Here is a 14,239-nt window from a genome sequence, read left to right as displayed (position 1 = left end):
TGGGAGTCTTCTCGCCTATTGCTGATAAATTAATTTTCATCCCCTTTCACCTACCCTTAAAATAGTGTTTTTTTATTTTAACGTTAGAAACCGTATATAAGTTTCGACAATTCCTATAAGTATAAAGAGAGGTGCCAGTCATTATTTAATGTCTGACACCTCTGTATATTTCTCTATTAAAATGCATTTTGTAGATTTGGAACAACTTGTTTCTTACGTGATACGACACCTTTTAATGTGGCTGTTTTGTTTTCAAGTGTTACACTAAATGCTTCTGCTACTTTTTCTTCTGCTTCACCTACTGCAAGTACAACAGAATCATTATTCAAGATATCGGTGATGACGAAGACGAATAGCTTTAAATCTTTGTCCGCTACTGTTTTTTCAATTGCTGGCTCTATTTTATCGCGTAGTGCTAGTACATCATTTACTTCCACCGTATTTACTTGTGCAATTTCCACTTTGTTTCCATTCATATCGAATTCTTTTGCGTCCATGGAAATTAGTTCTTCAGCAGATTTATCACTTAAATCAGCACCAGCTTTTAGCATTTCAAGACCATACTTTTCAGCATCTACATCAGCGATTTCAGCCAATTCTTTCGCTGCTTCTACATCTTGATCAGTACATGTTGGTGATTTAAATAAAAGTGAATCAGAGATAATTGCTGAGAGCATTAATCCAGCTGTTTCTTTTTTCATTTCTACACCATGTTCTTTGTATAATTTGTTAAGAATAGTCGCTGTACATCCAACCGGTTCTGCACGGTAATATACAGGATCTTTTGTTTCAAAGTTTGCGATACGGTGATGATCAATAACTTCCAACACTTGTACGCGATCGATATCATCAGCACTTTGTTGGCGTTCATTATGATCTACTAAAATCACCTGATCAACTTCATCTGATACATTTTCAACCATGCGTGGCGCAGTTTGTTTGAAATAATCCAATGCATATTGTGTTTCATTGTTCACTTCACCTAAACGCGCTGCTTCTACATCTTCCCCTAGCGCTTGTTTAAGCTCCGCATATGCAATTGCTGAACAGATCGTGTCTGTATCCGGATTTTTGTGTCCAAAAATTAATGTGTTTGCCATGACTCATACTCCTTTATTTACCAAATGTTTATCTCCAACTCTATTATACAGGAATTGTGACGAAAGAAAAATAGTTTACTTCATTTGCCCGTTACCATATAATAAATATTTCGTAGATGTTAATGCTTCTAAGCCCATAGGTCCGCGAACATGTAATTTCTGTGTACTAATACCAATTTCTGCACCAAATCCAAACTCAAATCCATCGGTAAACCTTGTTGATGCATTATGATAAACAGCTGCTGCGTCTACCTCATTCATAAACCTTACAACATGCTCATCGTTTTCAGAAATAATTGATTCCGAATGATTGGTGCCATATTGATTAATATGATCAATCGCTTCTTGCACCGAGTCTACAACCTTGATTGCGACGATATGATCTAAATATTCTGTTTCATAGTCTTCTTCTGTTGCCTTGATAATATGATTACCTTTAGACACCGTGATACTATCTCCATGTATTTCGACACTCGCATCCTGTAACGCTTGAATTAATGCCGCTAAATGACTTTCCGCCCAGTTACGCTCTACTAAAATAGTTTCGATCGCATTACATACGGAAGGTCGTTGTGTTTTCGCATTAATCGCTATCTCAATGGCCATGTCCTTGTTTGCTGATTCATCGATAAACAAATGACAATTACCTGCGCCTGTTTCTAATACTGGGACAGATGCATTTGCAACAACCGTATCAATTAATTTTTTTCCTCCACGAGGAATTAAAACATCTAAATAATCATTCAGTTTGAACATCTGTGATGCTGTCTCACGACTCGTATCTTCGACAAGCTGTACAGCGTCTTCTGGTAGGTCAGATTGTTTCAATGCGTCATGAATCACTTTAACTAAAGCAGTGTTGGAATAAATCGCTGATGAGCTTCCTCTAAGTAATACAGCATTTCCAGTTTTTAAGCAAAGACTTGCAGCATCAATGGTTACATTTGGTCTTGCTTCATAAATCATGCCGACAACACCAATAGGTACACGTGCTTTTTGGATTTTTAAGCTATTTGGTCGAGTCCATTCTTCCATTATCTCACCAATAGGATCCTTTAAATTGGTTAACTGGATTAAAGCATCTGCCATATCCTCAATTCGCTCTTCGTTTAAAATAAGACGATCAATTAACGATTCATGTAAGCCATTATTACGACCATTTACGATATCACGGTTATTTTCCGCCATGATATAATCCTTTTGTTTTCTTAGCTCATTAGCTAACAATTTTAGAGCCTGATTCTTTTGCTTAGTAGATTTAGTAGCTAAAGCAGTTGTTGTAGCATTTGTTAATTTAGCTTTCTGAATTAAATCACTCATAATTATAAGCCTCCTCTATTGATAAAACGAGTCGATCACGATGTATGACTTCAGGACGATTACTTGCAGATTGTTCCATCGCAATTTGACTCGATTCCCCCTTGAATTTAATTAATTCATCAGATGAATAATTGACTTGCCCTTTTGCGATAATATGATCTTCAAAAACTAAATCGACAACAGCTCCAACCGGAAAATCTCCGTCTACCCATTTTATCCCTGCAGGCAATAAACTTTTTCCTTGGTAAAGAATGGCATCACTTGCGCCTTTATCAACGTGTAGCTTCCCTGAAACATTGGAATGAAAAGCAATCCATTGTTTCTGTTTGCGGTAATTATTCGTTAGATCTTCACCAATATACGTACCATCACCTTGGTTTTGCATAATGCGGATTAATTTATCTTCACCATCACCGGTACCTACAAATACTTTGACACCAAGTGAAAGAGCGGTTTTAGCTGCTAAAAGTTTGGATTTCATCCCTCCGGTTCCGAATTTAGATCCAGATTCGTGCTTCGTTTGCTGTAAAATTTCTGCTGATAATTTCTTGAGACGATAATACTTTTTAGCTGTTGGATCTGTTTTTGGATTTTTGTCATATAGACCATTAATATCAGTTAACATGACTAAGAAGTCTGCATGAACAAGTCCACTTACTAATGCGGATAACATGTCGTTATCACCAAATGTTAATTCATCAATTGCTACAGTGTCATTCTCATTAATAATCGGGATTACATCTCGTTTCAATAATTCCGTCAATGTCGAATAAACATTACTATATTGTATCTCATTACTGAATACATCTTTCGTTAGTAATAGCTGAGCAGTAACCATGTTATATGTTCGAAACTCATCAGTATAGGCTTGAACCAGCAAGCCTTGACCAACGGCTGCTGCTGCTTGCTTTCCTGCTATAGTAACTGGTCTTGTCGGGTAACCTAAATCAAAGAAGCCAGCAGACACGGCACCAGACGAAATTAATATTACTTCGTAGTTTTGCTTTTTCAGTTTTGCAATCGCTGCGGTATGTTCTTTTAATTTAATGAGATCAAGACCACCGTTTTTGTTTGTTAATGAACTGCTCCCGATCTTCACTACAATACGCTGCTTTGCCATAAGTTTTCACGCCTTCACTTATTAAAGTATTAGAGTATCTTTTCACTTTATCTAACACCTTAAAATATTGTCTAAGTCTAGAACTAAAAAAGCCCCTTTCATCCTTCATATCGTAAAGGACGAAAAGAGCCATTTCCGCGGTACCACCTTTGGTTGAACATATGAGCAATATGTTCCCCTTAACTCTTTAACGCAGAGTAACGATTAAGTTTATGCTTAACAGTTCATAGAGTAGGTTCATTAGTATAGCGGGTGATGGAATTTTTCAGCCTGTGAATTCCACTCTCTTATCACCATATTCCTAACTACTGGCTCTAGTCATTACTTTTACTTATTCTAAAGCTATTATAGAAAATAGTTACACAAATCTCAAGTATTAATAGTTCACTTTAACAGTCCAATTAAATGGATCTTTTTCGGATCCATATTGAATACCTGTCAAGGTATCATATAGACGTTTAGCAATTTCTCCCGTTTGTCCGTTATTAATTTTCATTTTCTTACCTTCCCATGCAAGCTCTCCTACTGGAGAAATAACAGCAGCGGTACCTGAACCAAACGCTTCTTCTAATTCTCCATTTTGATAATGTTCAGATAGCTCTTCCATCGAGATCTTGCGCTCCACGACCGGAATCTCCCAATACTTTAATAATTGAATAACAGAGTTTCTTGTAACCCCCTCTAAGATACTTCCGTTAAGCGCTGGTGTTACGACTTCACCATTTATTTTAAAGAAAACGTTCATACTGCCAACTTCTTCAATATATTTCTTCTCAACACCATCCAACCACAATACTTGCGCATATCCTTCATCAGCTACCTGTTCCTGCGCCTTCAAGCTAGATGCATAGTTACCGGCAGTTTTTGCTTCACCTGTACCACCTTTTACCGCACGAACAAATTGATTTTCTACTGCGATTTTCACAGGATTAATACCTTCTTCATAGTAGGCACCAACTGGTGATAAAATCACAATAAACTGGTATGTAGCAGAAGGAGCTACACCTAAATACGGCTCGGTAGAAATAATGAATGGTCTAATGTAAAGAGATGTTCCAGGAGCATCTGGTACCCAGTCTTGATCGATATGAACCAAGTGTTTGATTGCGTCGATAGCATATTCTTCATCAATTCTCGGGATACACAATCTGTCATTGGATCGATTTAAACGTTCCATATTCTTATCTGGGCGGAATAACTGAATTTTATCCCTTTTGGTACGATATGCTTTCAACCCTTCAAATACCGTTTGACCATAATGGAAAACAATAGCTGCCGGATCAAGTACAAGTGGTTGGTACGGTACAATACGCGGATTATGCCAGCCCTTGTCTGAATTATAGTCTTGAATAAACATATGATCGGTAAAATATTTTCCGAAAGATAGTTGATCTGATTTTGGTTTTTCTTTTGGCTTTTCGTTTTTGATATAAGTAATGGTATACTCTGACATAAAAAAAGACTCCTCGTTTGAATGAATTCAATAATATTTCGGTAAAATAACCTATAATCTATATTTTATTACTAAACGACTAGAAATGACAACCATTTATTTTGAAAATTTTCTAACAATTAAAGGAGTATTAGCATGGCTTATGAACTTTCCGAACGGTTTGAAGCTGCTTTCAACCAAATACATGATAAATTATGTGATTATGCAAATGAACATAACAATCATGCATCCTTTACAGAAGTGTTGACAAAAGCGAGAATCCAACATCATGTAATTGATCAATATTATGATTTATTAAAACAATGCAGTAAACTGCGAAATGCAATGGTACACCGGAAAATTAAGGAGGACTTCTATATTGCAGAACCACACGAAGATGTGGTCAAGGAATTGGAGCAATTGGCAGAATTACTAGCTGAACCCCCAACTGCCTTGTCCATAGCTTCCAGACCAGTCGAGTATTTTGATTTAAACTCACCTATAAAGAAATTAATGACGAAAATGCAAGAAAAAGAATACTCACAGTATCCCATCTATCAAGAGGATAAATTAATCGGAATGTTGACAGATGGTGATATTGCAAATTGGTTTGCTGCTAATATCAATCAATTAAAAATTGAATTAGATCAACCTATAGGAGAGATATTTCAAATTGAGAAGAAAGAACATACAAAGATTGTGGCAAAAACTGCTACTGTAATGGATATTGAAGCAGTATTCAGAGAGTATTTAGAAAAAAATAAAAAAATAGAAGCAATCATAATCACGGAAACTGGTACAGCAGCAGAGCTACCAATAGGAATCATCTCCTCATGGGATCTAATCCGACTGAAAACATACAACTTCCCACTGCTTAAACACACCTAATACATCAGGCGGTGTCTATCCAATCAAAGTAAATACGTGAACTGCGAAGTAAACAAGGGATGGACTCTGTTCCGGGGATAAAGTCTTCTCTTCCAGGGATAAATGACTATATCCAGGGAAGAGAAGGAGATATCCTCGGAGCAGAAAGCAATATCCCCGGAAGAGAAGGAGATATCCTCGGAACAAAAAGTGATTTCCCCGGAAGAAGGGCTTGTTAACTTTGATCTTAAAGAAAAACCTACGACAATGCGTAGGTTTTTCGGTTCTCTTACATGTTTGCAACGGATGGTAAGGCAGTTTCGCCCATTAAATATTGATCAACATGGTATGCTACTTCACGTCCTTCATTAATTGCCCATACGATAAGGCTTTGACCACGACGTGAATCACCTGCAGCAAATACATGCTCTACATTTGTACGGAAATCGCCATAAGCGGCATCTACACGGTTACGCTCTGTTTTTACATTAAACGCTTCTAGTACTGGGTGTTCTGCACCTTCAAAACCGATAGCGATTAATACTAATTGTGCAGGCCAAACTTTTTCTGTACCTGGAATTTCCTCAAATACAAACATACCCTTTTCATCACGAGTTTTCTTCATTTCTACTGTGTGTAATTCTTTTAGTTTGCCATTCTCATCTGTCACAAATTTCTTCGTTTGAATAGAATATTGACGAATATCTTCACCATAGTATTCTTTTGCTTCTTTGTGGGCATATTCTAAGCTGAATACTTGTGGATATGCTGGCCATTGGTTTTCTTCTGAACGTTTAATTGGCAATTGCGGGTGTTTACCGAATTGTGCAATACTATTTGCACCTTGACGAAGTGCTGTAGCGATACAGTCAGCACCCGTATCCCCACCACCAATAACAATAACGTCTTTACCTTTGGCATCTAGTTCTTCTTCCACTTCGACACTTTCATCTAGTACACTTTGAGTTGCTTTGGTTAAATAGTCCATTGCAAAACGTACACCTTTGCCTTCACGGCCTTCAATAGGAAGATCTCGATGTTTCTGTGCACCAGTACATAAAATCACAGAGTCATAATTTGCTTTCATTTCTTCTGCAGAAATATCTTTACCTACTTCTGTATTTAGCACAAATTCAATACCTTCTTCACGTAGTAACTGAACTCGGCGTTCTACTACACCTTTATCTAATTTCATGTTTGGAATACCGTACGTTAAGAGACCCCCAGCGCGATCAGCGCGTTCATAAACTGTCACATTATGCCCCGCTTGATTCAATTGGTCTGCTGCCGCTAAACCAGCTGGTCCGGAACCGACAATGGCAACTTTCTTTCCTGTGCGATGCTCCGGAACACGCGGTTCTATCCATCCTTCTTCAAAACCTTTATCAATTATCTTCTGTTCAATATTTTTGATAGTTACAGCAGGATCATTGATAGCAACCGTACAAGACCCTTCACACGGAGCTGGACATACTCTTCCTGTGAATTCAGGAAAGTTATTTGTTTTCATTAAACGATCTAATGCCTCTCTCCACTTTCCTTTATACACCAAATCATTCCATTCTGGGATCAGATTGTAGACAGGACAACCTGATGGTGCCCCATCAATATCCATCCCGATGTGACAGAATGGTGTACCACAATCCATACAGCGTGCTCCTTGCGTTTTTGCTACTTCATCGGAGAAAGGAGCAGAATATTCTTTCCAATCATGAATTCTTTCTAATGGATCTCGTTCATTTGCCGTTTGTCTTTCAAACTCCATAAAACCTGTTGCTTTCCCCATATCCTCTGTCTCCTTTCTATTTAGTCAATACTTCTTCCGGATTTAAAGTCACTGTCATTTTATTGTCTTTTTTCGCTGTAAATGCTTCAAGCCTAGCTTCGTCCATTGATAATCCTTGAGATTCAAACCAATCAATTTGCTTTAGCATTAGTTTATAGTCTGTTGGGATTACTTTCACGAATTTCTTCACTTCATCTCCCCAGTTTTGCAACGTTACTGCTGCTTTATCACTATTTGTATATTCATGATGGTTCATAATTAGCTCTTTTACATCTTCGATCTCTTTAGCATCTGTTAATTCTTCAAATTGTACTAATTCCGTATTACATAGTAGTTTAAATTGCTCAATATTGTCTGGTTTCACATAGGCAATACCACCAGACATACCAGCAGCAAAGTTTTTACCTACATTTCCGAGAATCACTACGCGACCACCTGTCATATATTCACAACCATGGTCTCCGACGCCTTCTACAACGATTTTTGCTCCACTATTTCTTACAGCAAAACGTTCTCCGGCGTAGCCCTGAATATAGGCTTCACCACTTGTCGCACCATAGAAAGATACGTTACCTGCGATAACATTATTTCCTGGATCGATCGTTGTTTTCTGAGAAGCGCGAACAATTACTTTACCACCTGATAAGCCTTTACCAACATAATCATTGGCATCTCCTGTTACGGTTAACGTCATACCGGAAGGAATAAAGGCACCAAAACTTTGACCTGCTGATCCAGTAAAGTGTAGATTAATCGTATCTTCTGGTAGACCTCTTTCGCCATATTTCTTAGAAATCTCACTTCCGACAATTGTACCTACAACACGATCGGTATTTTTTATCGGGAAGGATGCTTCTAATGCTTCCCCTGTATCAATTGCTTTTTGTACAGTCGGTAAAATCTGTTTCAAATCTAATGACTTATATAATTCATGATCTTGTGTTGTTGTATTAATACGTGTTCCTTCAGGTTGGTAAAGGAGTGTAGATAGATCTAAATGTTTAGCTTTCCAGTGTGCTTCTGCCCTTTCGGAAACTTCTAATACATCTGTTCTTCCAACCATTTCATCAATAGTTCGGAAACCTAATTCAGCCATGATTTCACGAACTTCTTCTGCTATAAAAGTCATATAATTAACGACATGATCAGGGTTACCAGTAAATTTCTTACGTAACTCTGGATTTTGTGTTGCAACCCCTACTGGACATGTATCATTATGACATACACGCATCATAATACATCCGACAACAACTAATGGTGCTGTTGCGAATCCATACTCTTCTGCACCTAATAATGCAGCCATCACGACATCTTTACCTGTTAATAATTTCCCATCCGTTTCTAATATAACTCTATCTCTCAGTCCGTTTAGCATTAAGGTTTGGTGAGCTTCTGCAAGACCTAATTCCCATGGTAAGCCTGCATGTTTAATACTTGTTTTTGGTGAAGCACCTGTACCACCATCATAACCAACAACAGAAATAACATCTGCATTACCTTTTGCAACACCTGCAGCAATCGTTCCAACACCAGATTTTGCTACGAGCTTGACACTAACTCTTGCATCACGATTAGCATTCTTTAAGTCGTGAATTAATTGTGCTAAATCCTCGATTGAATAAATATCATGGTGTGGTGGAGGTGAAATTAAATCTACACCTGGAGTTGAGCCACGAACATCTGCTACCCATGGATAAACCTTCATACCAGGTAATTGTCCCCCTTCACCAGGCTTTGCACCTTGTGCCATTTTAATCTGTAATTCTTTTGCGTTAACAAGATAATGACTTTTGGCACCGAAACGTCCAGATGCTACCTGCTTAATCGCACTTGAACGAAAGTCGCCATTTGCATCTCTGCTAAAACGATCAGGGTCTTCCCCGCCTTCCCCACTATTACTTTTCCCGCCTAAGCGGTTCATGGCAATCGCAAGAGCTTCATGTGCTTCTTTACTGATGGAACCAAAAGACATCGCACCTGTTTTGAAACGTTTGACAATGGATTCAACTGGTTCCACTTCTTCGATCGGGATACTGTTGTCTTTCTTAAAATTAAACAGGTTACGTAAAAAGCCGATACGCTCTTCGTTAGCAGCTTTAGAGAATTTCTTGAATAGATCATAATCACCGCGACGGCAAGCCCACTGTAACGTATAAATAGTAGTTGGGTTAAAGGCATGGTGTTCGCCTACTTTACGCCATTGGAAATCACTTCCTGATTCAAGCGATTCTTGAACTGCAGCTTTATATGCTTCATTATGACGTTTTTCCGTCTCTTCTTGGATAACGTCTAAACCAATGCCATCAATCTGTGATGCTGTACCGGTAAAATGCTCTTCAATTACCTTTTTACTAATACCTACAGCTTCAAAGATTTGCGCACCTCGATAACTTTGCACAGTAGAGATACCAATTTTCGACATAACTTTAATGATGCCTTCTGTTGCTACACTAATAAATTTATCTTGTACCTCTGCAAGCGTCATATTTAAACGATCATCCAAAATAGAAGTGTAATACGTTTGATACACGAGGTATGGATGAATGGCATCAACACCGTATCCTAACATCGTAGCAAAGTGATGAACTTCTCGAGCTTCACCTGATTGAGCAATCATACTTGCTTGCGTTCGAATACCTTCTCGCACTAGATACTGGTGCAAACCGCTAACAGCGAGAAGTGTTGGGATAGCTTTTTGGTTCGGATCCATATTCTTATCGCTTAAAATAATGATATTGCTTCCATCTTCAATTGCTTTTTTCGCTTGTTCATACACATTGTGAAGGGCTTTTTCCATATCATCTGTAAACAATGTTTCGATAACTTCTGATTGGAATCCTTCTATTTCATCATTCGCTAACTTTTCAATTTGTGTATTAGATAAAATTGGTGAATCTAGACGAATTCTACTTGATCTCGTTTTTGCTGGATGAAGGATATCTCCCTCAGCACCTAACCATGTCAACATTGATGTAACGAGTTGCTCACGATAAGCATCAATTGGTGGATTTGTTACTTGGGCAAACAATTGTTTGAAATAGTTAAACAAACTTTGTGGACGTTCGGATAATACCGCTAATGGCATATCGTTCCCCATTGCACCAATTGGATCTTTTCCACCCTCTAGTAAAGGAAGGAGATATTTCTCGACATCTTCCGTTGTATAACCAAATGTTTTTTGTTTCTGAAGCAGTTGTGGATCGATGTAATCATCGTTTTTCGCTTCTACTTCTAACAGTACAATTTGATCATCTAACCAGTATTGATATGGATTAGCACTTGCAACCTCTTCTTTAATTTCTTTATCAGATATGATACGCCCTTCTTCAATATCAATAAGCAACATTTTACCAGGGCTTAGTCGTTCTTTTAATAACACATTTTCTTCTTCATAGTCGATAACACCAACTTCTGAAGAATAAATGATATAATCGTCCTTAGTTACATAATAACGTGCCGGACGAAGACCGTTACGATCCAAGATTGCTCCAATTTGTTTCCCGTTTGTAAAAGTAATCGAAGTTGGACCATCCCATGGCTCCATCATCATACTGTGATATTGATAGAAAGCACGTTTCTTCTTATCCATGTGTGGGTTTTTCTCCCATGGTTCAGGAATTAGCATCATCGCAGCATGTGCTGGCTTACGACCTGCTAATGTGAAGAATTCCAATGCATTATCTAATGTGGCAGAGTCACTTCCACCACCATTAATAATTGGTAATACTTTATCTAAATCATCACCAAATGCTTCTGATACAAATTGCTTCTCTCTTGCACGCATCCAGTTTACGTTACCTCGCATTGTATTAATCTCACCGTTGTGAATGAGATAACGGTTCGGGTGAGCTCTTTCCCAGGAAGGAAATGTATTAGTACTGAAACGAGAATGTACAAGTGAGAAAGCAGAAACAAATTCTTCATCTTGTAAATCTAAATAAAATTTATCTACTTGATCAGGTGTTAATAAACCTTTATAGACAATTGTTCTATTTGATAAACTTGGAAAGTAAAAACGAATTTCTTTTTCATTCGCCCAATTCTCAGCTTGTTTGCGAATAATATATAATTTTCTTTCGAAGGCTAAATCGTCTTCAATTTCATCTGCTGCTTCAATGAAAACCTGATGTACAGTTGGTAATGTTTCAATCGCCCCTTTACCAATGTGGGAAGGATCAGTTGGTACATCTCTCCAGCCGATTATTTTTTGTCCTTCTTGTTCGATTAATTGATTAATTTTTTCAATTGCTAGTTTTTGTTCATTTTCATCTTGAGATAAGAACAACATACCAACTCCGTAACGTCCGACAGCTGGTAGTTGAAAGTCTTTACATTCTCTTCTAAAATATTTATCAGGGATCTGTACCATTAAACCAGATCCGTCACCTGTAAGTGGATCGCTCCCTTGTCCACCTCGGTGCTCTAATTTACATAACATGTCTAAACCTTTTTTTACGATCTCGTGTGTTTGTTTCCCTTTTATATGCGCATATAATCCAATACCACAAGCGTCATGTTCAAAATCCGGATTGTATAACCCTTGGGCACTAGGCAAGTCGCGATACGTCATATATGTCGCCCCCATTCAATATACTTTTAAGGTGTCTAATACTATTGTAGGTTTTCTTATTGATCGAAACAATATATAATAAACATAACATTGTTCTAATTCTGATATATATCATGAGGTGAATCGAGTGGAATTACGTCAATTACGCTATTTTGTTGAAGTCGCAGAGCGGGAACACGTCTCTGATGCGGCAGCAGAATTGCATGTAGCCCAGTCTGCAATTAGTAGACAAATAGCTAACTTAGAAGCAGAGCTTGGTGTCGAACTATTTGAAAGAGAAGGAAGAAATGTGCGTTTAACCCATATAGGAAGGATATTTCTGACTCATACCAAAACGGCATTAAAAGCAATTGATCATGCAAAGAAACAAATCGATGAATATATTGATCCTGAGAGAGGGTCGATTAAAATTGGATTTCCGACCAGTCTAGCCAGTAACTTGTTACCTACTGTCGTTTCAGAATTCAAGAAAAAACACCCTAAAATCGCCTTTCAATTACGACAAGGTTCATATAATTTCTTAATTGAATCGGTAGAAAACCGCGAAATTGATGTAGCTTTTTTAGGTCCTGTTCCGACAGAGCATCCTGATATTTTAGGGGATATTTTATTTAGAGAAAATTTTTATGCATTAGTACCCAATTCACACCCATTAGCAGAGCAGAGCAGTGTGAATTTACGTGATCTACATGATGAATCCTTTGTATTATTTCCGGAAGGCTATGTTCTACACCAGCTCGTCATCGACGGTTGTAAACAAGCAGGATTTACACCAAATGTATCTTCTCAAGGGGAAGATTTAGATGCAATCAAGGGGTTGGTTGCAGCAGGCATTGGGATTACCTTATTACCGGAAAGTGCATTCAATGATTTAAATCCGTACTACAGCGCAAAAGTTGCCATCCAGAACCCTGAGTTAAAACGTACGGTTGGCATCATTATTCCCAAGAACAGAAAACTTGCTCCATCTGAACAAGTATTCTATGAATTTATTAAGGAATTCTTCTCGATTTTACAGAGGTTTCAATAAGTAGATATCGATTAAAAGAGCTAGCTTTATGGCTAGCTCTGCTAAATGTATATTATTGAGGTTTTTATCCAGTAGCTCTTTCCCATAATTTATCCAACCAACGTCCAGGGTTCTGGAATTCTAACTCATCGATTAGATAAGAGCGAATATTGGTTAAATCATCGCTCCATAATGCTGTTTCTATAGAAAAGGTCAGCGGTACTTCGGTATGAATAGCTGCTAATTTACGAGAAATTGCTAGGTCTTCTGCGTACTGCTCCAATTTCTTCTGCATGCCTTTAGTTAAATTCTCTTTATCTGCTAACAAGTTATCAATTGTTTCATATTGCATTAATAATTTTAAAGCAGTCTTCTCCCCTACACCTTTTACACCTGGATAGTTATCAGATGAATCGCCCATCAATCCTTTTAGATCGATAATTTGTTTAGGAGTCAATCCCTTCTTCTCATAGAAGTTATCGACATGAAAGACATCATAATTGCCTTGTCCTTTTTTCATGATAGCAATATTAATGTGATGATCTACTAATTGTAACATATCCTGATCACCCGTTACGACTGTCACTTGATGTTCTTTGTGCAGTTGTTTGGCAAGTGTACCAATACAGTCGTCCGCTTCAAATCCAGTAACTCCTACATTCGGAACTTGAAATGCTGTCACAATATCTTTTGCCAAGTCAAACTGTGGTACAAGCTCTTCTGGTGGTGCATCACGGTTTGATTTATATCCATCATACAATTCATTACGAAATGTTTGACTTCCCATGTCCCAACAGCAAACAACATGTGTTGGTTGGAAGGTTTCTATCGCATTGGTAAAATAATTCAAGAAACCAAACAATCCATTTCTTGGAACACCTTTACTATTGACCATAAAATTACCGGTAAATGCTGTTGCAAAAAATCCTCTAAATAATAATGCCATTCCATCTACAATAAGGACGTGTGATCTATCTGTCATTTTATTCACCCTTTAAGTTTAATTGATTTACTTCTATTAATATTACTTGTATA

At 37.7% G+C, this 14,239-nt stretch carries 9 protein-coding genes and 1 other annotated feature; of the genes, 2 read left to right on the top strand and 7 right to left on the bottom strand.

Annotated elements, in window-relative coordinates; genetic code table 11:
• Positions 1 to 176: 176 nt before the first annotated feature.
• The 4 genes from GHT08_RS04275 to GHT08_RS04260 form a co-directional block, all read right to left on the bottom strand.
• Positions 177 to 1,100: a manganese-dependent inorganic pyrophosphatase gene (locus GHT08_RS04275; protein ID WP_163580058.1), complete on the bottom strand. Its 924-nt coding sequence runs from the start codon at positions 1,098 to 1,100 to the stop codon at positions 177 to 179.
• A 75-nt stretch (positions 1,101 to 1,175) separates the two neighbouring features.
• Positions 1,176 to 2,420 carry a glutamate-5-semialdehyde dehydrogenase gene (locus GHT08_RS04270; RefSeq protein ID WP_163580056.1) on the bottom strand — a complete coding sequence of 415 codons (1,245 nt, stop codon included), beginning with the start codon at positions 2,418 to 2,420 and terminating at the stop codon, positions 1,176 to 1,178.
• A complete protein-coding gene (proB, locus tag GHT08_RS04265) occupies positions 2,413 to 3,540 on the bottom strand; it encodes a glutamate 5-kinase (protein ID WP_163580054.1) in 1,128 nt (375 codons plus the stop codon). Before proB ends, GHT08_RS04270 begins: the two co-directional genes overlap by 8 nt.
• Before the next feature lie 112 nt (positions 3,541 to 3,652).
• Positions 3,653 to 3,871 (bottom strand) — a binding site (T-box leader).
• 45 nt (positions 3,872 to 3,916) lie between these two features.
• Complete coding sequence (locus tag GHT08_RS04260; RefSeq protein WP_163580052.1) at positions 3,917 to 4,993, bottom strand: branched-chain amino acid aminotransferase; 1,077 nt, start codon at positions 4,991 to 4,993, stop codon at positions 3,917 to 3,919.
• Between the two features lie 135 nt (positions 4,994 to 5,128).
• Between GHT08_RS04260 and GHT08_RS04255 the strand changes: the two genes are divergently transcribed.
• On the top strand, positions 5,129 to 5,860 hold the full coding sequence (locus GHT08_RS04255; RefSeq protein ID WP_163580051.1) for a CBS domain-containing protein: 732 nt from the start codon (positions 5,129 to 5,131) through the stop codon (positions 5,858 to 5,860).
• A gap of 268 nt (positions 5,861 to 6,128) precedes the next feature.
• Here GHT08_RS04255 and GHT08_RS04250 read toward each other — a convergent pair whose 3' ends face one another.
• Together GHT08_RS04250 and gltB are read right to left on the bottom strand one after the other, a co-directional pair.
• Positions 6,129 to 7,625, bottom strand: coding sequence for a glutamate synthase subunit beta (locus GHT08_RS04250; protein WP_163580049.1), 1,497 nt, complete (start codon positions 7,623 to 7,625; stop codon positions 6,129 to 6,131).
• A 16-nt stretch (positions 7,626 to 7,641) separates the two neighbouring features.
• The gene (gltB, locus tag GHT08_RS04245) at positions 7,642 to 12,195 is read right to left on the bottom strand and encodes a glutamate synthase large subunit (RefSeq protein WP_163580048.1); all 4,554 of its coding nucleotides are present in this window, start codon (positions 12,193 to 12,195) and stop codon (positions 7,642 to 7,644) included.
• Between the two features lie 127 nt (positions 12,196 to 12,322).
• On the opposite strand from gltB, the gene gltC reads away from it, so the two are divergent.
• Positions 12,323 to 13,225, top strand: a complete 903-nt coding sequence (gene gltC / locus GHT08_RS04240) for a glutamate biosynthesis transcriptional regulator GltC (protein ID WP_163580046.1) — start codon at positions 12,323 to 12,325, stop codon at positions 13,223 to 13,225.
• 64 nt (positions 13,226 to 13,289) lie between these two features.
• Here the strand turns inward: gltC and GHT08_RS04235 are convergent, their stop codons facing one another.
• Positions 13,290 to 14,186 (bottom strand): 5'-3' exonuclease, encoded by an 897-nt coding sequence (locus tag GHT08_RS04235; protein ID WP_163580045.1) that lies wholly within the window; start codon positions 14,184 to 14,186, stop codon positions 13,290 to 13,292.
• Positions 14,187 to 14,239: the final 53 nt, after the last annotated feature.

Origin of the sequence: Gracilibacillus saliphilus (genome assembly GCF_010994085.1) — a bacterium.
Taxonomy (GTDB): domain Bacteria; phylum Bacillota; class Bacilli; order Bacillales; family Amphibacillaceae; genus Gracilibacillus; species Gracilibacillus lacisalsi.
Note: the sequence above shows the minus strand (reverse complement) of the source record. Positions and strands in the feature narration are given on the sequence as shown.

Excerpts from the sequence above, each read along its gene's own strand:
- GHT08_RS04275 (WP_163580058.1), bottom strand. The coding sequence starts at position 1,100 with ATGGCAAACACATTAATTTTTGGACACAAAAATCCGGATACAGACACG.
- GHT08_RS04270 (WP_163580056.1), bottom strand. The coding sequence starts at position 2,420 with ATGAGTGATTTAATTCAGAAAGCTAAATTAACAAATGCTACAACAACT.
- proB (WP_163580054.1), bottom strand. The coding sequence starts at position 3,540 with ATGGCAAAGCAGCGTATTGTAGTGAAGATCGGGAGCAGTTCATTAACA.
- GHT08_RS04260 (WP_163580052.1), bottom strand. The coding sequence starts at position 4,993 with ATGTCAGAGTATACCATTACTTATATCAAAAACGAAAAGCCAAAAGAA.
- GHT08_RS04255 (WP_163580051.1), top strand. The coding sequence starts at position 5,129 with ATGGCTTATGAACTTTCCGAACGGTTTGAAGCTGCTTTCAACCAAATA.
- GHT08_RS04250 (WP_163580049.1), bottom strand. The coding sequence starts at position 7,625 with ATGGGGAAAGCAACAGGTTTTATGGAGTTTGAAAGACAAACGGCAAAT.
- gltB (WP_163580048.1), bottom strand. The coding sequence starts at position 12,195 with ATGACGTATCGCGACTTGCCTAGTGCCCAAGGGTTATACAATCCGGAT.
- GHT08_RS04235 (WP_163580045.1), bottom strand. The coding sequence starts at position 14,186 with ATGACAGATAGATCACACGTCCTTATTGTAGATGGAATGGCATTATTA.